Source organism: Verrucosispora sp. ts21, assembly GCF_002879555.1.
Lineage (GTDB): Bacteria > Actinomycetota > Actinomycetes > Mycobacteriales > Micromonosporaceae > Micromonospora > Micromonospora gifhornensis.
Map to the genome: position 1 here is coordinate 21,576 of NZ_PNOZ01000001.1, position 21,462 is coordinate 43,037.

At 71.4% G+C, this 21,462-nt stretch carries 19 protein-coding genes; 7 read left to right on the forward strand and 12 right to left on the reverse strand.

The window, feature by feature from the left end:
- Window positions 1-23 precede the first annotated feature (23 nt).
- On the forward strand, window positions 24-689 hold the full coding sequence (locus tag C1A38_RS00120; RefSeq protein ID WP_102655774.1) for a YceI family protein: 666 nt from the start codon (window positions 24-26) through the stop codon (window positions 687-689).
- 147 nt (window positions 690-836) lie between these two features.
- The gene (locus C1A38_RS00125; RefSeq protein WP_199180018.1) at window positions 837-1,469 is read left to right on the forward strand and encodes an HNH endonuclease family protein; all 633 of its coding nucleotides are present in this window, start codon (window positions 837-839) and stop codon (window positions 1,467-1,469) included.
- 49 nt (window positions 1,470-1,518) lie between these two features.
- Here the strand turns inward: C1A38_RS00125 and C1A38_RS00130 are convergent, their stop codons facing one another.
- From C1A38_RS00130 to C1A38_RS00150, 5 genes are all read right to left on the reverse strand, one after another.
- Window positions 1,519-3,270, reverse strand: a complete 1,752-nt coding sequence (locus C1A38_RS00130) for an ABC transporter ATP-binding protein (protein WP_102655775.1) — start codon at window positions 3,268-3,270, stop codon at window positions 1,519-1,521.
- Entirely contained in the window at window positions 3,267-4,958 is a 1,692-nt protein-coding gene (locus C1A38_RS00135) for an ABC transporter ATP-binding protein (protein ID WP_102655776.1), read from the reverse strand. Before C1A38_RS00135 ends, C1A38_RS00130 begins: the two co-directional genes overlap by 4 nt.
- A 99-nt stretch (window positions 4,959-5,057) precedes the next feature.
- Entirely contained in the window at window positions 5,058-5,309 is a 252-nt protein-coding gene (locus C1A38_RS00140; RefSeq protein ID WP_102655777.1) for a hypothetical protein, read from the reverse strand.
- A complete protein-coding gene (locus C1A38_RS00145) occupies window positions 5,309-5,563 on the reverse strand; it encodes a DivIVA domain-containing protein (RefSeq protein WP_102655778.1) in 255 nt (84 codons plus the stop codon). The genes C1A38_RS00140 and C1A38_RS00145 overlap by 1 nt, the downstream gene beginning before the upstream one ends.
- Window positions 5,560-5,814: a hypothetical protein gene (locus C1A38_RS00150; RefSeq protein ID WP_102655779.1), complete on the reverse strand. Its 255-nt coding sequence runs from the start codon at window positions 5,812-5,814 to the stop codon at window positions 5,560-5,562. The genes C1A38_RS00145 and C1A38_RS00150 overlap by 4 nt, the downstream gene beginning before the upstream one ends.
- 344 nt (window positions 5,815-6,158) lie before the next feature.
- Between C1A38_RS00150 and C1A38_RS00155 the strand changes: the two genes are divergently transcribed.
- On the forward strand, window positions 6,159-6,398 hold the full coding sequence (locus C1A38_RS00155) for a GntR family transcriptional regulator (protein ID WP_013734635.1): 240 nt from the start codon (window positions 6,159-6,161) through the stop codon (window positions 6,396-6,398).
- Between the two features lie 112 nt (window positions 6,399-6,510).
- Here C1A38_RS00155 and C1A38_RS00160 read toward each other — a convergent pair whose 3' ends face one another.
- A complete protein-coding gene (locus tag C1A38_RS00160; protein WP_102655780.1) occupies window positions 6,511-7,941 on the reverse strand; it encodes a thrombospondin type 3 repeat-containing protein in 1,431 nt (476 codons plus the stop codon).
- A gap of 175 nt (window positions 7,942-8,116) precedes the next feature.
- On the opposite strand from C1A38_RS00160, the gene C1A38_RS00165 reads away from it, so the two are divergent.
- From C1A38_RS00165 to C1A38_RS00175, 3 genes are all read left to right on the forward strand, one after another.
- Window positions 8,117-9,694 carry a helix-turn-helix transcriptional regulator gene (locus C1A38_RS00165; RefSeq protein ID WP_102655781.1) on the forward strand — a complete coding sequence of 526 codons (1,578 nt, stop codon included), beginning with the start codon at window positions 8,117-8,119 and terminating at the stop codon, window positions 9,692-9,694.
- Between the two features lie 69 nt (window positions 9,695-9,763).
- On the forward strand, window positions 9,764-10,363 hold the full coding sequence (locus tag C1A38_RS00170) for a cysteine hydrolase family protein (RefSeq protein WP_199180019.1): 600 nt from the start codon (window positions 9,764-9,766) through the stop codon (window positions 10,361-10,363).
- 7 nt (window positions 10,364-10,370) lie between these two features.
- Window positions 10,371-11,294: a GlxA family transcriptional regulator gene (locus tag C1A38_RS00175; protein WP_102655879.1), complete on the forward strand. Its 924-nt coding sequence runs from the start codon at window positions 10,371-10,373 to the stop codon at window positions 11,292-11,294.
- Window position 11,295: 1 nt separating this feature from the next.
- Here the strand turns inward: C1A38_RS00175 and C1A38_RS00180 are convergent, their stop codons facing one another.
- From C1A38_RS00180 to C1A38_RS00190, 3 genes are all read right to left on the reverse strand, one after another.
- Window positions 11,296-12,381 carry a TFIIB-type zinc ribbon-containing protein gene (locus C1A38_RS00180; RefSeq protein ID WP_102655782.1) on the reverse strand — a complete coding sequence of 362 codons (1,086 nt, stop codon included), beginning with the start codon at window positions 12,379-12,381 and terminating at the stop codon, window positions 11,296-11,298.
- 25 nt (window positions 12,382-12,406) lie between these two features.
- On the reverse strand, window positions 12,407-13,558 hold the full coding sequence (locus C1A38_RS00185; RefSeq protein ID WP_233196537.1) for an SPFH domain-containing protein: 1,152 nt from the start codon (window positions 13,556-13,558) through the stop codon (window positions 12,407-12,409).
- Between the two features lie 172 nt (window positions 13,559-13,730).
- A complete protein-coding gene (locus tag C1A38_RS00190; RefSeq protein WP_102655784.1) occupies window positions 13,731-14,351 on the reverse strand; it encodes an L-threonylcarbamoyladenylate synthase in 621 nt (206 codons plus the stop codon).
- 85 nt (window positions 14,352-14,436) lie between these two features.
- On the opposite strand from C1A38_RS00190, the gene C1A38_RS00195 reads away from it, so the two are divergent.
- The gene (locus C1A38_RS00195) at window positions 14,437-14,823 is read left to right on the forward strand and encodes a hypothetical protein (protein ID WP_102655785.1); all 387 of its coding nucleotides are present in this window, start codon (window positions 14,437-14,439) and stop codon (window positions 14,821-14,823) included.
- 79 nt (window positions 14,824-14,902) lie between these two features.
- On the opposite strand, the gene C1A38_RS00200 is transcribed toward C1A38_RS00195, so the two are convergent.
- From C1A38_RS00200 to C1A38_RS00210, 3 genes are all read right to left on the reverse strand, one after another.
- Entirely contained in the window at window positions 14,903-15,199 is a 297-nt protein-coding gene (locus C1A38_RS00200) for an amphi-Trp domain-containing protein (protein WP_102655786.1), read from the reverse strand.
- Window positions 15,200-15,286: 87 nt separating this feature from the next.
- Window positions 15,287-17,437: an amylo-alpha-1,6-glucosidase gene (locus C1A38_RS00205; RefSeq protein WP_102655787.1), complete on the reverse strand. Its 2,151-nt coding sequence runs from the start codon at window positions 17,435-17,437 to the stop codon at window positions 15,287-15,289.
- Between the two features lie 156 nt (window positions 17,438-17,593).
- The gene (locus tag C1A38_RS00210) at window positions 17,594-21,379 is read right to left on the reverse strand and encodes a S8 family serine peptidase (protein ID WP_199180020.1); all 3,786 of its coding nucleotides are present in this window, start codon (window positions 21,377-21,379) and stop codon (window positions 17,594-17,596) included.
- Window positions 21,380-21,462: the final 83 nt, after the last annotated feature.

Sequence of the window (21,462 nt, forward strand, 5' to 3'; positions counted from 1 at the left end):
GGCGGGGGAGGAAGTGGCGAGCGATGACCGGCTCCACGCGCATCTGGAACGGCATGTCCATCCCCGCGCCCGGCAGTTACGAGCTTGACGCCGGGCACAAGCGGATCGGGTTCGTCGCCAAACACATGATGGTCAGCCCGGTGCGGGGCGAGTTCCGCCAGGCGACCGCCCGCATCACCGTCGCCGAGGATCCGCTGGAGTCGACGATCCAGGCGACCATCCAGGCCGCCAGCCTCGACACCGCCAACGTCGACCGCGACACCCACCTGCGCAGCGCCGACTTCCTCGACGTGGAGCAGTTCCCGACCCTGGAGTACCGCAGCACCGGCATCACCGCCCTGGACAAGACCGATCCGATCTTCTACTGGGCCAAGCTGAAGAACCACCGGCTCGGTCGCCGGGCGGCGGTGGAGGAGCCCGCGCCGCCGACGCGGCCGGTGACCGCCCGGTTCGTGCTCTCCGGCGAGTTGACAGTCAAGGGCATCACCCGCCCGGTGGACTGCCAGGTCGAGTTCGGCGGTGCCCGACGCGACCCGTACGGGCAGGACATCTTCGGGTTCAGCGCCACGGCGGAGCTCAACCGCGAGGACTACGGCCTGGTCTGGAACGTGGCCCTGGACAGCGGTGGCGTACTTGTCGGCCGCACCGTGCGCATCGAGATCGCCGGCGAGGCCATCCGCCAGGGGTAGGCCGTCCGTCATCCGGATTTAACGATCGGTTCGGTTCGCCGGCGTATTCATTGATCACGATCTTTGCGAGAATCCGACTGTCGCCGGTCACGCCCGTCAGCGGGCCACCCCCACCCGCCGTGGCAGGCGACAGTCAGGAGTCGCCACGTGGCTCACGTACGCAAGGCCGCCGTCACCATGGTGGTCGCCGTCGCCCTGTCCCTGGTGCTGATCCCCCGGCCGGCCCACGCCACCCCACCCAACATCCCCTCGTACGCCACGGCGTTGAGCCGACTCAACGCGCTCACCGTCGCCGCCGAATCCCACCAGTCCAGCTACAACCGGGACCTGTTCCCGCACTGGAGCACGGTCACCGGCACCTGCAACACCCGCGAGCAGGTCCTCAAGCGTGACGGCACGAACGTCACAGTCGACGCGAGCTGCTATCCGACCTCCGGTTCCTGGTACAGCCCGTACGACGGGCTGACCCGGACCAGCCCGACGCAGATCGACATCGACCACGTGGTCCCGCTCGCCGAGGCCTGGCGCTCCGGCGCCTGGTCGTGGACCACCTCACGGCGGCAGACCTACGCCAACGACCTCGGTGGCCCCGAACTGTGGGCGGTCACCAGCACGGTGAACCAGTCCAAGGGCGACAAGGACCCGGCCGCCTGGAAGCCGCCGCGCGCCGCGTTCCACTGCACCTACGCCCGCGCCTGGATCCAGGTGAAGTGGTACTACTCGCTCTCCGTCGACAGCGCGGAGAAGTCGGCACTGGCCTCGATGCTGAACACCTGCTGAGCTGTTGGGCCTGGCGGTGCTTGCCGGCACCGCCAGGCTCCTCGTCAGGTCAGCGCCGCCAGGCCGCCCAGAGTTCGGCGTACCGGCCACCGGCGGCGACCAGGTCGTCGGGGCGGCCGAGTTCGACGATCCGACCGCCGGACATCACCGCCACCCGGTCGCAGGCGTGCGCCTGGGTGAGCCGGTGCGCCACCACGATGGCGGTACGACCCCGGATCACCGCCTGGCTGGCCAGTTCGAGCTGCTGGGCACCGGCGCTGCCGGCCTCCGCGCTCGCCTCGTCCAGCACCACGATCGGCGGGTCGAGCAGGACGACCCGGGCCAGCGCCAACTGCTGGGCCTGACCGGGGGTGAGCGGATGCTCGCCGTCGCCGACCCGGGTGGCCAGCCCGTCCGGCAGGGCGGTGACCCAGCCGTGCGCGCCGACCAGCCGCAACGCGGCGTGCAACTGCTCGTCGGTGGCGTGCGGGGCGGCCAGCCGCAGGTCGTCGGCGAGCGTGCCGGCGAAGACGTGCACCTCCTGGGTCACCACGCCCACGGTGCGACGCAACTCGTCCGGGCCCAGGTCGTCGATCAACCGGTCACCCAGCCACACCGCGCCGTCGGTGGCCGGGAACACCCCGCCGAGAATGGCCGCGAAGGTGGTCTTGCCGGCACCACTTTCGCCCACGATCGCCAGCGACTCACCGTCGGCGATCTCGATCGACACATCGTGCACGACCGTCGGGCCGGCGGCGTACCGGTGCGACACCGACTTGGCGGTGACCCCGGCGGGCCCCCGGGTCGGCGTCTCGGCGGTCCGCTGCGCCGGCACGTCGACCTCGGTGACACCGACCAGCCGGGCCAGCGCCGCGCCGGCCGACTGGATGTCGTTGAACGAGATCAGCAGCATGCCGAGCGGGCCGAAGAGGCGGTGGAACAACAGCGCGGCGGCGGTCACGTCACCGACACTGCTGTCCCCGGCGCGCACCAGCAGGAACCCGGTCAGCAGGACGGCGGTCAGGCCGATCGCCTCGGCGTAGTTCATCATGTTCGCGAACCAGAGGAACCCGCGTACCGCCCGCAGCCGGGCGTCGGCCGCCTCCTGGGAGGCCTGCTCGACCCGCTGGCTCTGCCGCTGTTCCATGCCGTACGCGTGCACAGTCCGGACCCCGCCGAAGGTGGTCAGCAGGCGTTGGGTGCGGACTGCGGCGGCCTGCCGTTCGGCGGCGTAGAGACGCTTGGCCGCCGGCACGAACCGGCGCAGGCTCAGCGCGTACACCGGGAAGACGACAAGGAACGCGGCGGCGATGCGCCAGTCCAGGGCGGTGAAGCCGACGAACGTGACCACGACTGTGACAAGTGCGGTGAAGACGCCGGCGGCCAACTGGATCGAGTCGGTGACCTGCTCCACGTCGTCGGTGACCCGGGAGGCGACATCCCCGGAGCCCGCGCTCTCCAGCCGGGCCGAGTCCATCCGCAGCGCGTGGTCGAGGACCTCCTCCCGCAGGTCCGCGCAGGCCCGCATGCCCCACTCGGTGACCAGCCAGCGGGCGGCACCGGTCAGCACCGCGGCGGCGAAACCCACGCCGAGGATCCAGGCCGAGGTCAGCAGCAGCGACCGGGTGGTACCGCCGGCCACCACCAGATCGACAAGCCGACCGAGCAGCAACGGTACGACGACCGCGGCGGCGCTGGCCGCCAGCGAAGCCGCGATCGAGGCCCAGCCGAACATCGGGTGGCGGCGCAGCGCCCGCCAGAAGGTGGCCAGGGCGGCCCGGCCGGTGGCGACGGGCAGCATCGCCGACGTCGGGCCGCTCATCGCAGCACCACCTCGGCGTACGCGGACCGGGCGAGCAGGTCGCGGTGCCGCCCGACGGCCGCCACCCGACCGGCGTGCACGAAGACGACCCGGTCGCAGCGGTCGAGCAGCGGAGCGCTTGTGGTGACCAGGACGGTGGCCCGCTCACCGTCGTCGCGGTACGCGCGTACCCCCTCGGCGATGGCGTGTTCGGTGACCGCGTCGACCGCCGTGGTCGGATCGCGCAGCACGGTGACCGGCCGGTCGGCGAGCATCGCCCGGGCCAGGGCGATGCGCTGCCGCTGACCGCCGGAGAGGTCCAGCCCCCGGTCCAGCAACTCCCGGTCCAGCCCGGCGTCGCCGTCGGTGAGCACGTCCACGCTTGCGGCCGCCATGCCCCGGCGCAGCGCCGCGTCGTCGTGGTCGTCGCCGGTCTGCAGCACCTCGCGCAACGTGCTGCCGAACAGGTCCACCGCGTGCGGTTCCACCAGGACGACCCGGCGCAGCGTGGCGACGTCGAGGTCGGCCACCGGCGTGCCGGCCAGCGTCACCGCGCCCCGCTCGGGTGGCCGCGCCCCGGCCAGCAAATCGGTGATGGCGTCGGCGGTACGGGTCTGCTCGGTGACCACGCCGAGCATCTCCCCGGGACGCACGGTGAGGCTGACGCCGTCGAGGCCGGGGGCGTGCACCTCGTCGAGGACGAGCGGGCCGGGCCGCGCCACCGTGTCACCGGACCCGGCCGGCTGGGGTGCGGCGAGCACCTCGGCCACCCGGGCCGCGCTGGCCCGGGCGGTCGCCAGCCGGAAGACACAGTCGGCCAGGTTGAGCACCGGGTCGCTGAGGAAGGTCGCCAGTCCGACGATGGTGATGAGCTCACCGACGGTGATCCGCCCCTGCAGGGCGAACCAACCGGCGAGCGCGGCGACCACCGTGACCAGCAGACCGGTGGTGAACGTCGACACACCGACGAATGTCGCGCCGGCGCGTACCGCGCCGACGTTGGCCCGCAGCGAGGTACGGCTGGCCGCCCGGTAGCGGCGGGCCGCCTCGTCGACCCCACCGAACCCGCGCAGCGGCCGAAGCCCGCGCAGCAGGTCGGAGGCGGTCGCGGCGGCCCGGCCGATGGCCTGCTGCTGTGCGGAGGTGTGCCGTTCCACCACCGGCCCGAGCGCGTGGAGCCCGAGCACCAGCAGCGGGACGCCCACCACCAGCCCGAGCCCGAGCGACCAGTCGATGCGCAGCAGCACCACCGTCGCCACCGTCAGGCCGAGGAACGCGGAGATCATCCGGCTGCCCAGCTCCAGCAGTTCGGCGGCGGCCTGGGTGTCGGAGGTGGCGATCGACAGCAGTTCGCCGTTCTGCCGGTTGGTCCGGATGCCCCGCCCGGTGAGCACCCGCCGGACCACCTGCATGCGCAGGTCGTGCGACTCTCGCACCACTGCCTTGGACAGGAACCAGAACCCGAACCGCCAGCCCATGGTGAGCGCCAGGAACAGCGCGAAGATCCCCACCACCGACCAGACCATCGCCGAGGTCGACCCGGTCCCCACCGCCTGGTCGATGACCAGACCGATGGCCACCGGGACGAGCGCCTCACAGACCTGGTGCAGCGACCAGAAACCGGCACACAGCGCCGTGTCGCGGCGCTGCCGCCGGAACATCCCACCGATCAGCCGGCCGGTCGGCACCGCCGCAGGGGTCTTCGTCATCCTGGCCTCACTTCTGAAGTTAGGCCAGGCTAACTTGTCGCCTGTCCGGCTGAGCGGCCGGATCGTGCTGACGTGGCCACAGCCGGGGTTGTTCGGACGCTACTGCGCCGTGGTGGCGCAGGGTCCGTCGTGCTGATCGCGGCGTTGGCAGCGGCCGGGTCCGTCGCCCCGGGCGTCACACCACACGCGGGTACGCAGGAACTGCTTGTCCTCTTCACTGAGGGTGGTCTCGCCGAAGTCGACGACGGTGACATGGCCGAGCGAGTCACGTAACGCGATCGCCAGGTCTGCGGCCTGCTCCAGGCTGGTCAGCGTGGTCGGGAGGTGGATGATCCAGCGTGGTGCGCTCATCACCGCCCACCCTGCGGGTGATCTGCCGGGTGGCGGCAGCCGTTGTGCCGGGACTGCCACTGCCGCAACGCCTGCCGGATCCGTTCGGCCTCGGTGTTCGCGGTGACCAACTCCCGCTGCAACCGCGCCATCTCGTCGGCCACCCGACCGAGCAGCGCCTCGACCTGCCCCGGGTCCCATCCCCGCCACCGACGGTCAAACGTGGCAGCCCGTAGCTGATGCGGATACAGCCGATCCCCACTCGCGTAGATCATCGCCGGGGCGCTTCCTGCTCGGCGATCAGCAACCGCACCTGCCGGTCGGTCAGGCCACGCTGGTCCACCACCCGCTGCCCCCACCGGTGCAGCCGACACGGATGGGGTGCCCGGTCGTTACGGCACCGCAGCCCTTCCGGCCACTGCTCCGCGGCATGCACACTCAACGCCCTGACGGCGAAGCCGACATCCTCAGCAGTCACGTACGGCGGCAACGGCAATTCGCCGAGCACCTCGTCGATCGAGTCCATGTCCCTCCCTGGCTAGCGGCACCGAGGCGGGCGGGGACGACGCACGTCGCTCGGGTCGACGCCGCCGGAGCCCAGCACCCGCCCCGGGCCTGCCTGCTTCCCGCCACTACCGGACCTGGTCTCGGATCGTGCGGGCGTTTGGACGCCGGAGCAGCGACTGAGCGGGAGCCTGGGGTCACTCCGCTGATCAGGGGATGCTGCTCCGACGAAGGAGTCACCACAGTGCCTAGCTGGGTGTTTCCTCATCTCCGCACCTTACCGGCATTACTGGTAAAGTCAACGTTGCCCTTGAAGTTCTCCCGGCTGGCGTGATCAGATGTGTGGGCCTAGCTGGGAGTCCTTGCATGCCCACACCACGGAAGTTCGAACCGCACTACCGGCGGATCATTGCCGACATCCGAGCACGCGTCGCGTCGGGAGAGTGGCCACCAGGCCACAAGCTGCCGTCGACGAAGGCGCTCGCCGAGATGTACGGCGTCAACAGTCAGACGACCGTCCGCCAGGCTGTCACCATCCTGATCGAGACCGGCGAACTCTACGGTCACCAGGGGCTTGGCGTCTTCGTGGCGGAGCAGGAAACCTGAGCGCCACACGTTCAGCCGAGGGCTGCCTGAGCGTGGCCACCCATAGCAACGCCCCGACAGGCCAGCGCCCGTCCGGTCACTGACCGGACGGGCGGCGTCGGAGAAGGCTCGGTCAGCAGAGCCCGTTGCACCCGCCGCCGTTCGGCGGTGGCCCGTTGAGCCACGGCTGGGGCAGACCGGGCACGTGCTCCGGCTGGGCCCCGGTGATGCGCGGCTCGGAGAAGACCGAGTTGTACGCGTTGGCGGTGTCGTCGACGTAGATGATGCCGGTCAGCTTGTTCTCTGGGATGGTGCCGTCGGCGTACGTCGGCGTCCAGTTGCGTACCGGCGTGATGTTCGTGCCGACGATCCGGGTGAACCCGTCGCTGCCGGTGAGGATCGACACGACATCGCTCGTGTAGTCCGGGTTGACGTAGCCGTGGTCGTTCTCCGTGCCGTCACCGCCGTCGTCGCCGTGGTCACCCCCATCGTCGTGGCCACCGCCGGAGTCGTTGTCGTCGGAGTCGTAGTACATGTTGATGCCGTCGTCGCAGCTGCCGCTCGCGTCGCAGGTGGTGATGGTCTGGCTGCCGGTGCTGTGCGTCGAGTCGGTGAAGATGACCGACTCCATATGGATGGTGCCGAGCTCCTTGCCGTCCTCGTCGTAGACGTGGTAGATCGTCTCCAGCCAGCTGTCCAGCTTCCCGTCCTTCGAGTGGGACTTCGACGTGGTCTCGCTGACCAGACGTCCGTGCACGTCCCAGACCCAGGTGTGCTCCTCGGTGTAGACGTCACCGTCTTCGCCACGTTCCTCGTACTGGTGCAGGACGGTGTCGCCGCGCGAGCCGTCGGCGTTGAAGTACTCCTGCACCGAACCACCCGGCACCAGGTCCACGACGCCGCGCGATCCGTCGGCGTAGTGCAGCTGGTAGTCGAAGTCGTCGAACCAGCCGCCCTTCTCGGTCTTCACGATGCCGCCGTGCGCGACGGGACTGCGCCCCGTCACACCGGGCTGGTACTCGACGAAGTGCGAGTCGAACGGAGTCAGCAGGCTGCCGCTCAGCGGGTCACCGACGGACTGCGAGATCCGGCCGCGGCCGATCGCCACACCGTCACGCTGCACCGACAGCTTCAACTCGTCGAACCGCTTGAGGTCGATGCCCAGCCGGCTGTAGGCGTCCTTGCGGACCGGCAGCGCGAAGACACCGAGGGCCGGCAGGTTTGTGGTCGTCTCCCTGAGCTTCAGGATCTCCTCGGGGAACGCGATGAAGCTGCCGCGACCGTACGCGAAGGACGGCAGCTTGTTGACCGAGGCCACCTCGACGACCACCGGGAGGCTCGGCGTGCTGTGCGGGTCGTGCGGATCGGTGTCGGCGGCCACCTCGTCGGCGTCGCTGACACCGTCGGCGTCGCTGTCGACGACCCGCCAGGACAGGTAGCAGCCGGTCGGGTCGCAGAGCCGGGCGTACGACAGGCGGGGCCGCTCCGACGGCTTGTCGGCGGCGGCGGGGGTGCTGATGGCGACAAGTGCCATGGACATGGCGAACAGGGGAGCGACGATCATCGCCACTCTCATTCGGTTACGGACTGTCATGATTCGTACGGTCACACCTGCCCGACGCGGCGCAGACCGTTGAGTCGGTAACCAGTCGATCCACCGTCGACCCGGGCGAAACCCTAGCTAGGGTGTGCCTGCTACACCCGCCCGACGAACTACACCCGCCCGACGAAGGACGGACGTGGACATCGATCAGCATTCCCACGGTCTCCAGGAGCGCCAGGAGCAGGAGCCCCAGGAGGAGGCCGACCGGCTGCTGGCCGCGGCCGACCGTGCTGGTGACCCGGTGACCGCCGCCCGTCTGGTCGCGGAGGCGTTCCTCGCGGTGTCCCGTACCGCCGACCCGGCCGGCCTGCCCCCGATGGTGCGGCGACTGGCGGTCCTGCGCGCCCGGGCGGCGACCCCGCCAGCCGGTCTGCCCGTCCAGGCGTCGACCCCGCAGGCCGGGACGCGCAGCCGCGAGGTGGCCGCCCGGCAGCGCGAGATCGAGTTCCTCCACCACGCCATCGCCGCCGCGGTCGGCGCCCGCACCGGCCGCCGACTCGCCCGGCGCGGGCCCGCCACCCCGCCTGGCCCGGCCCACCCCGACGAGGCACTGCGCCTGTTCGCCGCCGCCGGGCTGCACCACGATCCGCTGTACGTCGAGTGCGCCATGATCGCGACGCTGAGCGCCCAGCGTCCCGACCAGATCAGACCGCTCTTCGCCCAGGTGGTCGAGCCGTGGCTGACCGACGACCGGATCGACGCGGCCCGCCGTACGCGGTTGACCACCATGCTCGGCATGGGCGAGGCGTGGTCCGGTGACCTGTTGCGCGGCCGGACCACGCTGCGCCGGGCGCACGGGTACGCCGTCGCCGCCGGCCGCCTCGACCTGGAGGCCGAGATCGCCTCCTGGCTGGCCAAGTGCGAGGCGCTCTGCGGTGACCTGGCGCTGGCCCGGCGTCGGCTCGCCGAGGCGCGGGTGCTGGCCGCCCGATCCGGCTCCGCCTGGGTGGGGTCGCACATCGCCGAGTGCGCCGCCGCGCTGCACCTGGCCAGCGGTGACGTCGACGCCTGGGTGGGAGTGGTGGGCCGGCTCGTCGGCTCGGCCGTCGGGGCCAACTCGGGTCTGGTCTTCGAGCACCGCTGCGAGTTGGCCACCTACCACGCGCTGCGCGGTGATGCCGCCACCGCGCAGGCGGTCGTCGCCGCCATCGAGGATCCGCCACTGGACTGGCCCGGTGCGCCGGCGCTGCCGGCCTGGCGGGCGTGGATCGTCGACCCTCAGAACCCGACGACGATGGCCTGGCTCGAACGCTCCCTCGTCGGCCTCAACCGGCCCGTGGAACGGCTGTCGCGTGCCCGGCTGGCCTGGTTGCTCGGCGGATGGCATGCCCGCTGTGGACGGCGCGCCGACGCGATCCGGTTGCTGGAACTGGCCAGCAGCGAGTACGCGGCGACCGGTGCGGCCGGCCTGCTCGCCCGCGTCGCCGTCGACCTCGCCTCGGTGGCCGAACGGGCCATTGCCACCGGCGCGCCACCGGGCGGCCGGTCCGGCCGCGTACCGACGCCGCCCACCGGATCATCGGCACCTGTCGAGGCCGCGCTGACCACCACCGAGCGCCGGGTCGCCGCCGCCGTCGCCGAGGGACTCAGCAACCAGGAGGTCGCCGCGCGGCTGTCGGTGTCGATCAAGACGGTCGAGTTCCACCTGCGCAACGCCTACCGCAAACTCGGCGTACGCAAGCGCACCGAACTCGTCAGGCACCTGCTGCGCTGACCGGATCGTTCCGCAGCGGTGCTCGATCGTGGCTGGTGCGCCCCGACCGGGGACGGTCAGGATGAACGCATGACCGCAGCACTCGTCGTGATCGACGTACAGGAGTCCTTCCGCCAGCGCCCCAGCTGGACGGCCTGCTCGCAACCGGACATCGTCGGTCAGGTAAACCGGCTGGTCGATGCCGCCCGCAGCCGAGGGGACCTGGTCGTCTGGGTGCTGCACTCCGAGCCGCACAGCGGTGACGTCTTCGACCCGGCGCGCGGCTTCGTCCGACTGATCGACGGGTTGCAGCCCGCCGAGGGCGAGCCGGTGCTGACCAAGTACGTGCACAACGCCTTCACCACGACCCGACTCCAGCACCTGCTCACCGTCCACGGTGTCCAGGAGGTCACCGTCTGCGGCATCCGTACCGAGCAGTGCTGCGAGACCACCGCCCGGCTCGCCGCCGACCTCGGCTACCAGGTCACCTTCGTCGTCGACGCGACCGCCACCATGCCGATCGAGCACCCGGACGCCCCCGCAGGCCGGACGATCGCCGAGATCCTCGCCGATCCGCGTACCCTCGGCACCGACGAGATCATCGAGCGCACCGTGTACGCACTGTCGGGCCGGTTCGCCACCATCCGTACCGTCGACGAGGTGACCACCCCGGTCGGCGCCGACCGCTGAGGTGCACGTGGGCCGGGTCGTCTTCCTGCTGCTTCCGCAGCTGCACCTGCTGGATCTGGCCGGTCCGGCGCAGGTCTTCTCCGCGGCGGCCGACTCCGGGCTCGACTACCGGCAGTCCTTCGTCGCGGAGAGCAGTGAGGTGGTGAGCGCACAGGGGCTGCCGGTGCGCGCCGAAGTCGACTGGCCCGACCTGGACCCGGCCGACCTGGTCGTCGTCCCCGGCTGGCGGTCACCCGCCTCCCGTGCCGAGCCGGCGCAGCCCGCCACGCTGCGCCGGCTCGTCGCGCACCACGCGGCGGGCGGCACCGTGGTCAGCGTCTGCGGTGGCGCCTACCTGCTGGGTCGCGCCGGGCTGCTGGCCGGTCGCCGGTGCACCACCCACCACGAACTCCAGGACGAGTTGGCCCGCCGGTATCCGGCGGCCACCGTGCTCAACGACCGGCTGTACGTCGTCGACGACCGGGTGGCCACCTCGGCCGGCATCGCCAGCGGCATCGACCTCGCGCTGCACCTGATGGCCGTCCGGCACGGGCCGGCGTTGGCCGCCCGGATCGCCCGGGAGATGGTCGTGTACGCCCGGCGCAACGGACACGAGCGGCAGGACAGCGCGATGCTGCGCTACCGCTCGCACCTCAGCGACGTGGTGCACCGCGTCCAGGACGTGATCGACGAACGGTTCACCGAAGCATTGCCGCTGGGGGAGTTGGCCGGTGTGGCCCGGGTGAGCGAGCGCACCCTGACCCGCCTCTTCGACGCGTCCACCGGCCTGACCCCGCTGCGGTACCAGCAGTTGCTGCGGGTCGAGCGGGCCGAGCACCTCATCGGTCACGGCGTCGCCGTGGAGGCCGCGGCCCGGGCGGTCGGGTTCACCGACGCCCGGATGCTCCGGCGGCTGCGGGCCCGCGCCCGCTCGACCCACTCCGTCGGTTGACCTATCGCGACATGAAGAACACGATCATCGCGATCACCGCCAGCGCGGCCAGCACCGCGGCAGCGATCTTGGCCTTGCTGTACGGCCGCTCGCCGATTACCTCACCGGTGCGGGCGTTCACCAGCACCTGGTACGACCGCCCGGCGTGCAGGTACGCGGCGATCCACACCGGCAGCAGGAGCAGCTTGTAGGTCACGTCCGAGTAGCTGGTGTCCACCGCGTCGACCTGCTGCTCGTCGCCACCGATGTCCGAGCGGCAGTCCCGCTCGATCACCGGCGCCATCCGGGCCTTCGCCTCCACCAGGCCGGCCTCCGGCTCGGTGTCGTAGCGCAACGCGTGGTACCCGGCCAGGTAGTCCTGCTCGTACGGGACCGCCTCGTTGAGCGGCCACGGGGCCAACTCGTCGAGCTTGTTCGTCGGCAGGTGCGTGGTGGCGGGCACCAGCACGTCGTCGAAGTCCCGGCGCACCGTGCCGCTGGCCGAGTGCCACCGGGTGTGCCGGACCTGCCGGGTGCGGGTCTCCGTCTTGCCGTCCACCGTCACCGTGTACGTCTCGGTGACGTAGTAGTGCTCGCCGCGCTTGCCCCGGTAGTCGGAGACGGTCCGCGCGTCGAACGTCCAGTGCGGCAGGTAGGTGCCCTTGAGCGTCTCCGCCTCGCTGACCTTTTTCAGGCTGCTCGGGGCGAACCAGCGGCTGCGGCACCAGGTGCTCAGCGCGGTGCGCACCCCGTTGCGGTCCACCGTGAACGGCAGCACCGCCTCCGGGGCGATCAGCTCGTCGGCCGCCTGCTGCGGCACCAGCGGGGTGGCGCAGAACTGGCACCGCTCGGCCAGCGCCGCACTCTCGGTCGAGGCACCACAGCCCGGACACCGGTAGACGTACGCGCCCACGGCGGCGGCCGGCTTGCGGGCCAGGGTGGCCAACCCGTCGAAGGAGTGCTCGCGCACCTCCCGCGTGGCGGCGGCGATCTGCTGCTGGTGCCCGCAGTAGGGGCACCGCAGGGCGGTGGTGCCGGGCGCGTGCTCCACCCGGGCGCCGCAACCCCCGCAGCCGTACGACGGCGGCGAGACAGCGGTCTCACTCATCGGTGTACCCTCCCGATCCCGATGGTCACAGCGGCGGCAGCGGCGGCGGGACGCTCGCCAGCACGGACGCCAGCTCCGGCACCTGCCCGGCCGGCTGCCACTGCGCCATGCCGGCCCGCCAGACCAGGGTGTCCGGGCCGAACCCGCCCGCACCTGCCCGCGCAGCCAGCGCACCGATGTCGAACGGGCCCTGGCGCTCGCCACCGACACCGACGAACCACTGCGCCTGGCCCGGCAGCGGCGGCGGCTCGGCACCACCCGGCGCGGCGGCCGCCGGTGCGGCGTACGGTGCGGCAGCCTGCGGTGCGGCGGCCGGCGGTGCGGTGCTCTCGCCGGACATGGCCCGGGCCATCTGCTGACCCAACGCCATGCCCATGCCCATGCCGACGCCGGCACCCGCCTCGCCACCCGGGTTGTTCGCCGCCGCCTCCAGCGCGGTGGCAGCCTGGTACCGGGTGAACCGGTCCAGGTCGCCGACCGCACCCATCTCGGTGCGCTTGTCCAGCGCCCGCTCCACCTCCGGCGGCACGGAGACGTTCTCGATGACGAACTTCGGAATCGCGATGCCGACCTCGGCGAGTTCCTCGGTCAGCGCGCCGGCCAGCTGCCGGCCGATCGCGTCCTGGTGGGCGGCCAGGTCCAGCAGCGGCACACCGGCCCGGGCCAGCGCGCCGCCGAGCCGGCCCACGATGAGCTGGCGCAGGTACTCCTGCACCTCCTCGGTGCGGAACTGCGGGTCGGTGCCGACCAGCTCCTTCAGCAGCCGCTGGGCGTCCACCACCCGGGCCGCGTACGCGCCGAACGCCCGCACCCGGACCACCCCGAACTCGGGGTCGCGCAGGATCACCGGGTTCTGGGTGCCCCACTTCATCTCGGTGAACTGGCGGGTGTTGACGAAGTACACCTCGGCCTTGAACGGCGAGTTGAAGCCGTACTTCCAGCCCTTGAGGGTGGACAGGATCGGCATGTTGCGGGTTTCGAGGGTGTGGGTACCCGGCAGGTAGACGTCGGCGACCTGGCCCTCGTTGACGAACACCGCCGTCTGGGACTCCCGGACGACGAGCTTGGCGCCCATCTTGATCTCGTTCTGGAAGCGGGGGAACCGCCAGACGATCGTGTCCCGGCTGTCGTCCAGCCATTCGATGATGTCTACGAACTCGCCCCGAAGGCGGTCCATGAGCCCCATCGTGCCCCTCCACTACCGAGATCAACTGTGTGGCGGCGACGATAGCAACCCTGCGCCAGCTGCGGTTCCACCTGCCGTCTCGGTACGGGGGCCCGCTCGATGGAACCGGGGGCCGCTGATCGGGGCGAAGATCATCAGGTATCCTCGCCGCGCTGTGCAGCGGTCAGGCGAACCGCTCCGGGTCGCCCGCGCCGACCCGGACGATCTCCGGTTCGCCATCGGAGAAGTCGACCACCGTGGTCGGCTCGGTGCCGCAGTCGCCCGCGTCGACCACCGCGTCGACGGCGTGGTCGAGACGTTCCTTGATCTCCCAACCCTGGGTCAGCGGCTCGTCGTCGCCGGGCAGCAGCAGCGTGCTCGACAGCAGCGGCTCACCCAGCTCGTCGAGGAGCGCCCGGGTGACGGGATGGTCGGGGATGCGTACGCCGACGGTGCGCTTGCGGGGGTGCAGCAGCCGGCGCGGCACCTCCTTGGTGGCCGGGAGGATGAAGGTGTACTGGCCCGGGGTGGCCGCCTTCACCGCGCGGAAGACCGCGTTGTCCAGCTGCACGAACTGGCCGAGCTGCGCGAAGTCCCGGCAGACCAGGGTGAAGTGGTGGCCGCTGTCGAGGTGGCGGATCTCCCGGATCCGGTCCATGCCGTCCTTGTTGCCGAGTTGGCTGCCGAGGGCGAAGCAGGAGTCCGTCGGGTAGGCGATCAGCCCGTCGCGGCGAAGGAGGTCGACGACCTGCCCGATGACGCGTGGCTGCGGATTGTCCGGGTGCACGTCGAAATACCTGGCCATGAGCGGAAGCTTAGGGCGCGGGCGGGACTGTCGTCTTGCCGACAGTGCAGCCCGGCGGCACATGTCGACAACCATCGTTGTCCGTATGAGCGCGCGTGGCTATCCGGACATGCTCCGGTACCCCGTCATGCCGACACCGGTACGCATCACCGTGCTCGTCTTCGCGCTGCTGTCGCTGCTGTTCGCCCTGGCCACGATCCATCGACTGCTCACCGAGGGCGGCTCGCTGGGCGCGGCGGTCTTCTTCGCCGCGATGACGGTCGCCGGCCTGCTGGTGGCCGCCGGCCTGGTCGCCCGCCGCCCGTGGGCACCCTTTCCGGCGTACGCCCTGGCGGGCCTGCTGGCGGCGGCCTCGCTCGGCCTGTTCGGCGCCATCACCTGCGTCGGGGTCGCGCTGCTGGCCTGGGTGCTCTGGGCACTGAACACCCGGGCCTCCCGCGACTGGTTCGGCGGCCGACACCGACTGCGCTGACCGTCCGCCGCAGTGCGTGTTAAGAGGGGGCCCCTGTACAACGCCAGGCGTTAACAAGGGGCCCTTCCTTACCTGCGGGCTACTCGGCGGCGGTTGCCGGCTCCTCGTCCGCGCTGTCCTCCTCGGCAGCCTTCTCGGCGACCGGCTCCGCAGCGGGGGTGGCCTTCGGGTTGGTCCAGGAGAACTCGATCTCGACCGAGTACTCGTCCTTGCCCTCCTGCTCGATCTCCAGCTCGCAGTTCACCTGGTCGGCCACTGCGAGGGTGCCGGCCGCACCGTAGAAGATCTGCCCGGTCTCCAGCTGGTTCGCCACCTGCCGCAGCCAGGCCGCCAGATCCGCCCGCGACACGGTGCGCTCGTCCTCGTAGATATCCATGCCGACATGCTGGCATTGCCCGTTGCGACCGTGTCGGCAGGGGGCCGGGAGATGTCGAGCGCCTCAGCGGTGCTGGCGGCGGGTGGCTCAGCGGTGCTGGCGGCGGGTGGCGATCGCCTGGCGGGTGGGGCGGCGGACCACGGCGATCCGGTCGCCCCGGGTGCGAATCGAGGTGCGGCCACCCCGTCGACGGCGGACGGTCAGGTCGACCGTGTACCCGCCGACACGTACCCCCTCCAGCACCAGGTCGGGTAGCCAGGCGGGCAGGTGCGGGTCGACGAAGATGGTCCGCAACGGCGCGGCGGGACGCAGCGCCAGCAGGGCCTGGATCAACGCGATCACCGCACTGGCCGACCACGCCTGCGGCGAGCAGGCGCTCGGATAGACGCCGGGGTGGGGATGGGCGTCGTCGCGGGGCAGCCCGCTGAGCACCTCCGGCAGGCGGTGCTCGGCGAACAGGGCGGACGCCGCGAACATGCCCTCGGCGAGTCGGTGCAGGTGCTCCCAGCAGCCGTACCGGGCCAGCCCGAGACCGATGGTGCCCGCCTCGACCGGCCAGACGCTGCCCCGGTGGTAGCTGAACGGGTTGTACGCCGGATGCGCGGCGGACAGGGTCCGCACCCCCCACCCGCTGAACATGTCCGGCGCGAGCAGCCGGTCCGCGACCAGGGGCGCGATCCGCGGCGGCACGATCCCGGTGGCCAGCAGGTGCCCGTCGTTGGAGTTGACCGACCGGACCGGCCGTTTGTCCGGTCCCAGCGCCATCGCGTAACAGCCCTGATCGGGCAGCCAGAAGGCGCGGTGGAAACGGCGGCGCAGGGCGGCCGCCCGGCGGGCCAGGCGGGCGGCGACGAGGGGATGACCGGCCACCGCGTACGTCCCGGCCGCGTGCCGCAGCGCGGCATACCAGTACGCCTGGACCTCGCTGGTGGCGATCGGGTTCGGCACCACCTGCCCGTGTTCGTCGACGATGGCGGTGTCCGAGTCCTTCCAGCCCTGGTTCTTCAGGCCGCCCCGGGACCGGCGGTGGTACTCCAGGAAACCGTCACCGTCGCGGTCGCCGTACCTGTCGATCCAGTACAGGGCACGCTCGGCGGTCGGCAGCAGTTCCCGTACCGTGTCGAGATCCCCGGTCCAGGCGTAGTACTGGCCGAGGAAGACCAGGAAGTCCGGCGCGGTCGACCAGTCGCCGTGGTAGTGGGCGAACGGGTCGACATTGAGCTCGGACAGCGGTCCCCGGCGCGCCTCGTGCAGCGGTTTGCCGGGCTCCTCGTCGCGCCAGTCGTCGATGCGCCGACCGAAGTGCCGGGCGTTGAGCCGGAGGCTGTCCGCGAGCATCGTCGGCCCGGCGAGCATGGCCTGCCAGGACGCCGTCATCGTGTCCCGGCCGAAGATCTCCTGGTAGATGGGCAGCCCGGCGATCGGCGCGGTGGGGCCGGCCGGTTCGCCGAGCGGGAGCCCGGCCAGATCCTCGCGGGCACACCGCCACGCCGCAGTGACGTCGAAGTTGGTGCTGGTCAGCCGGGCCAGTTCGGCGGTGAGTCGGCGGCGTGCCGAGCCGGCGGTGTCGCCCGGCTCGGCGAAGCTCGGCGCGGGCGCGACCAGTCGCTGACCGTCGAAGACCGGCTCGACGGCCAGGTCGATCCGGTCGACTCCGCCCGGCGGCAGCGTCACGTCGATGTCGAACCCGCCGTCGACGTACCGGATCGGGCCCGACGCCCGGACCCGGATCGCCACCGCCCGGTCCAGCCCGTCACACCGGTAGGTCAGCAGCAACTCCTGCCCGGCGGGATCCCACCGGGCCTCGACCGTGCCGGACTGGATGCGGCGACCGCTCTCCGCCTCGCTGGTGTCGGCGAAGTCGGCGTCGAGTCGAATCCGCAGCCGCAGGTCCAGGCGCCGCTCGGCGTAGCTGAACAGGGTCAGCCGGGTACGCAGGCCCGCCGCCACGAACCGCTCGACGGCCAGGTACGCCGCCCGCGACGGCAGCACCTCACCGTCACCGAGTTCGGCGTAGGACAACTGGGCGTGCCCCTGCACGGTGGCCGTACTGAACGGCACCGGCTCCCGACCGTCGACGGTGATCCGCTCGGCGCTGAGCACCCGGGTGTTGCGGGCGAAGAAGCCCTGCGCGCCGACACCGGTGATGCGCCCGCGCACGTCCGTGACCAGGGTGCTCCAGCCGCTGGCCACGTAGAGCAGGTCCGGGCGTACGCGCAGGTTCCGCACGCGACTCATTCCGGCCCCCTGACCTGCGGTACGACGCCACGCGAACGGCTGGTGGGTGCCGTCGGTCGGCGCTTGTTACCCCACCGGGCCGGACGTACACCGGCACCGCAGATCAGGAACAGGTCAGGACCGGCGCCCAGCGGGCGCCGGCCCCGACACGACCGGTCAGCGCAGGCCGAAGGCGCGGACGACGGTCTGGGTGACGCCACCGCCGTTGCGCTGGGCGGCGGTGACCCGGATGGACACGAATTCAGCCCGCTGCGGGGCAGCCAGGGCGGCCCGCCAGTCGCCCTTCTTCTCCTTCAGGTCCTGCCGCTGCCAGGTGACCCCGTCGTCGTACGAGATCTCCAGCTTGACCGAGGAGACCGCGTCCGTGACGGCAGTGCCACCGACCACCACCGGGGTGATGGTGACGTCGCTCCTGCGCTTCGCGCGACCCTCGTCGTCCACCTCCGTGCGGTAGTCCAGTTGAACAAGCGCAACGGACTGAATGTCCGGTGCCGCCCCGGAACTGAAGCGCCACTCGGTGTGCGTGGTGGTCGAGTACGGGCTGAACGCAGGGTCACCCGTCGTCTCGACGACCAGCCGGTACGGCAGTCTCTCCGGAGGAAGCTCACCGGCGAAGAAGTTCGGCCAGCCATTGATCTCGGACCGTTTCCGCTCGCCCTGGTAAAGCGTGATCTTCTGCGGTAGGGCGGCCCCACCGTCGTGGGCGGATCCGGCATCACCGAACCCCTGGATCGTGGCGGACATCCAGTCGCCGCCGCGGGCCAGGATGTTGTTGGTGAGCAGGCGTGGCCGGGTGATCGGCCCGAACCACCGGTCCTGCTGCACGCTGCCCGGCCGGTAGGTGATCTCCTCCGTCTGTGACACCGTCCAGTCGCTGATGTCGGCGTACTGCTGCCACCTGATTCCCGGGCCGGCGGAGACCCAGTCGGTACGCGGTCCGGGGGCGACCGGTCTGGTGGCCAGCGGGCGACCGAAGGACCACTCGTACGGTGGGAAGTCCCGCCGCATCTCGGTCATCTTCTTGCCGGCGGGTGGCCGAGCGAAATGGAGATCGATCCGGGCGAGATCGCGGGGGCCGGTCCGGGCCGACGGATCCTGCGGGACCACACCGACGTGGAAGTCGACCAGGTCGTACACGTACCTCGGCGAAGGGTGCGCCTCGACGGTCAGCGTCGTCCGCTGCCTGCCGGCGGCGGTGATCTTCCTGATCAGGGCTTCGCCCTCGTCCAGGTTGACCGAGGCGACCGGGACGGGCCCGGTGCTCACCCCGTCGGGGTCGCCGTACCAGTCACTGCGGCGACCGCTGCGGTCGTTGACGACGAGCAGCAGCGCCGCACCGGCGGCCTGTGCCGCCGCCACCTGGTCGGTGGCCGCCACGGCGTCACTGGCGCGGACCACCACGGCTCGGCCCCGGGCGGACAGCCCGGCGTAGTCGGCCTTGCGGTCGGCTCCGGCGAAGACCGCGTCCAGCCGCGAGGTGCCCTCGGGCAGCGGCCGGGATCCCGGCTGGACGACAGGGTCACTGAGGCGCTGACCGGGGTAGCTGACCGCCAGCGGGGTCTGCTCGGCCCGGAACCGGGTGGTGAACACGAAGCTGCCCCTGCTCGGCGTGCCCCTGGTCGGCAGGGCCCAGAGGCTGTCGTAGGCGGCACCGGGCAGGATCGCGCGTCGTAGGGCGCTCCAGTCGCCGGGTGCCGGCTCGCGCTGGGTGAACGAACGGTAGATGTCGACCCGGCTGCTGGCGACGATCGTCGGTCTGGCGGTCGCCACCTTCACCTGGCGTGCCTGCGAGGCGTCGAGGTCGACGACCCGGTCGGTGCTCAGGTCGACCTCGGGCACGGTCAGCACCGCCAGCCCGAGGGAGTGCGGCCCGTGCAGACCCTCCACCTCCACCTGTGCGAGCACCGTGTACGAGCCGGGCGCCCACCGACTGGTGAGCTTCCCGTCGGGAACCCACATCACGGTGTAGACGCCGTCGGCGTCGACGATCTCGACCTCGCCGCTGTACGGCCGGCCGGCACGGTCCTTCAGGTGGATGGTGAGGTTGCGCTTCTCCGGCTCCACCGAGACCCCGACCGCGGTGTGCACCTCTCCGGCGGCGTGGCGGGCGATGACCTGGGCGCTGTACCGGCCGGCGGCGAGCCCTTGCGGCTCCACCACCACGTCGACAGTGGAGCTTGCCCCCGCCGGCACGGTGACCCGCTTCGGAGCGACGGTGAACGTCCGGGCGGGGGAGAGGCCGGCGTCGACGGAGAGCTCCAACGTCACCGGGGATCTCGTGGTGTTGGTGTAGGTGACGGCCCGGGTGATCGGCTGCCGTCGCGTACCGGGCGACCAGCGGACCAGCCCCGCGTCCACCGAGCCGGTCGCGACAACCTGGTCCTGGTGGTAGGCGGCAGCGACGTTCACCCGACCGGTCCCGGCCTGGTAGGCGCTGTAGGCGGGAGTGCGTGTGCTGGTGCTCATCAACGCGTCCTTGATCTGCTGCCGGCTCCACTCCGGGTGTTTCTGCGCCAGCAGGACGGCGGCCCCGGCGACGTGCGGCGCCGCCATGGAGGTGCCGCTGTCCAGCCGGTAGTAGCCCTCGTCCCAGTACATGTGCTGGGAGCGTGCGGCCAGCACGTCCACACCGGGAGCCGAGATGTCGGGCTTGAGGCCGTCATCGATCATCCGGGGGCCGGCGCTGGAGAAGACGGCGAGCCGGTCCGCTGCGTCGACGGCACCGACGGTGAGCGCGGCGTCCGCCGTACCCGGTGCACTGAGAGCGTACGGATCCTGCCCGCTGTTGCCGGCGGAGACGACGAACAGCGCCCCGGTCTCAGCGCTGAGTCGGTTCACCGCCTGGCTCAGCGGATCGTCCTGAGTACGCCAGACGTTCACCCCCAGACTCATGTTGATCACGCGGGCCTTCTCGGTCCGGGCCGCCCACTCCATGCCGGCGATGACTCCGGAGGTCGACCCGCTGCCGTTGTCGCCCAGGACCTTGCCGACCACCAGGTCAGCGCCGGAGGCGACACCCCGCTCGACACCGCCGGAGGCGGCGCCGGTTCCGGCGAGGATGGAGGCGGTGTGGGTGCCGTGCCCGGACTGGTCGACGATGTCGTCGCCGGGAACGAAGCTCCGGGACGCGACGACGCGGTCCGCCAGGTCCGGGTGGCTCGGGTCGTACCCGGAGTCGAGGACCGCCACGCGGATGCCGCTGCCGCTGCTCCCGGTCGCCCACACGGCGGGGGCGCCGATCTGGGCGGTGGTGTCGGCCAGGGCGGCCTTCGCCTTGCTGTCGAGCCACACCGCGTCGATGCCGGCGCCGAAGCTCGGCGCACCACCGGCTTGCGGTGTGCCGGCGCTGCGGCCGGTCGCCGACGGGCCGCTGGACCGGTCGTCGGCGGTGAGGGCCGACCAGAAGGCGGCGACCTCCGACCGGCGGGCCCGGACCGCTTCACCGTTGACGGAGGAGAGCATCAGCGTGCTGTCCACGCCCGGCAACGCGGTCCCGGCACGCCGGGTCGCCGATCCTTGCGTACGGGTGAGGATCAGCGGAAGCGCGTCGGTGTGCGCATCGTCGTACCCCTGGGCGATCAGTTGGGTGACGTTGAAGAGCTGCTTGTCGAGCCGCCCGGTGGCGATGTGGGCCATCGCCTCGCCGGGATAGACGTACGTGTCCCGACCCTCGGTGCTGATCTGCACCGGGCCGGTGGCGCCCGGCGCACGTTCCACATCCACAGTGGGGGGTGCTGCGCCGGCTCCCGGAGTCACCGTCACCGTGTCACCGGTGATCAGCGTGACAGTGGCGGGGTCGGGTGACGTTCCGCCGCCGTGGGCCGCCCCCGGCGGCGGCGTCGGCGGTACCGCGGCGCTGTGCGCCGCAACCGGGGTGAGTAGGGCGGCGACCAGGGTGACGCCCAGGGATGCCGCGAATCTTCGGGTGAAAGACAGCCGCACGTTACCTCCATGATCGATGGATGTCGGCAGCTGATCATTCGTCGAAGTCTGGCAAAGGTCGGTTGTGTAACGTTTCGGCCATT

Excerpts from the sequence above, each read along its gene's own strand:
- C1A38_RS00155 (WP_013734635.1), top strand. The coding sequence starts at position 6,159 with ATGCCCACACCACGGAAGTTCGAACCGCACTACCGGCGGATCATTGCC.
- C1A38_RS00170 (WP_199180019.1), top strand. The coding sequence starts at position 9,764 with ATGACCGCAGCACTCGTCGTGATCGACGTACAGGAGTCCTTCCGCCAG.
- C1A38_RS00130 (WP_102655775.1), bottom strand. The coding sequence starts at position 3,270 with ATGAGCGGCCCGACGTCGGCGATGCTGCCCGTCGCCACCGGCCGGGCC.
- C1A38_RS00190 (WP_102655784.1), bottom strand. The coding sequence starts at position 14,351 with ATGGCCAGGTATTTCGACGTGCACCCGGACAATCCGCAGCCACGCGTC.
- C1A38_RS00185 (WP_233196537.1), bottom strand. The coding sequence starts at position 13,558 with ATGGACCGCCTTCGGGGCGAGTTCGTAGACATCATCGAATGGCTGGAC.
- C1A38_RS00205 (WP_102655787.1), bottom strand. The coding sequence starts at position 17,437 with ATGAGTCGCGTGCGGAACCTGCGCGTACGCCCGGACCTGCTCTACGTG.
- C1A38_RS00140 (WP_102655777.1), bottom strand. The coding sequence starts at position 5,309 with ATGAGCGCACCACGCTGGATCATCCACCTCCCGACCACGCTGACCAGC.
- C1A38_RS00195 (WP_102655785.1), top strand. The coding sequence starts at position 14,437 with ATGAGCGCGCGTGGCTATCCGGACATGCTCCGGTACCCCGTCATGCCG.
- C1A38_RS00200 (WP_102655786.1), bottom strand. The coding sequence starts at position 15,199 with ATGGATATCTACGAGGACGAGCGCACCGTGTCGCGGGCGGATCTGGCG.
- C1A38_RS00160 (WP_102655780.1), bottom strand. The coding sequence starts at position 7,941 with ATGATCGTCGCTCCCCTGTTCGCCATGTCCATGGCACTTGTCGCCATC.
- C1A38_RS00135 (WP_102655776.1), bottom strand. The coding sequence starts at position 4,958 with ATGACGAAGACCCCTGCGGCGGTGCCGACCGGCCGGCTGATCGGTGGG.
- C1A38_RS00180 (WP_102655782.1), bottom strand. The coding sequence starts at position 12,381 with ATGAGTGAGACCGCTGTCTCGCCGCCGTCGTACGGCTGCGGGGGTTGC.
- C1A38_RS00150 (WP_102655779.1), bottom strand. The coding sequence starts at position 5,814 with ATGGACTCGATCGACGAGGTGCTCGGCGAATTGCCGTTGCCGCCGTAC.
- C1A38_RS00145 (WP_102655778.1), bottom strand. The coding sequence starts at position 5,563 with ATGATCTACGCGAGTGGGGATCGGCTGTATCCGCATCAGCTACGGGCT.
- C1A38_RS00120 (WP_102655774.1), top strand. The coding sequence starts at position 24 with ATGACCGGCTCCACGCGCATCTGGAACGGCATGTCCATCCCCGCGCCC.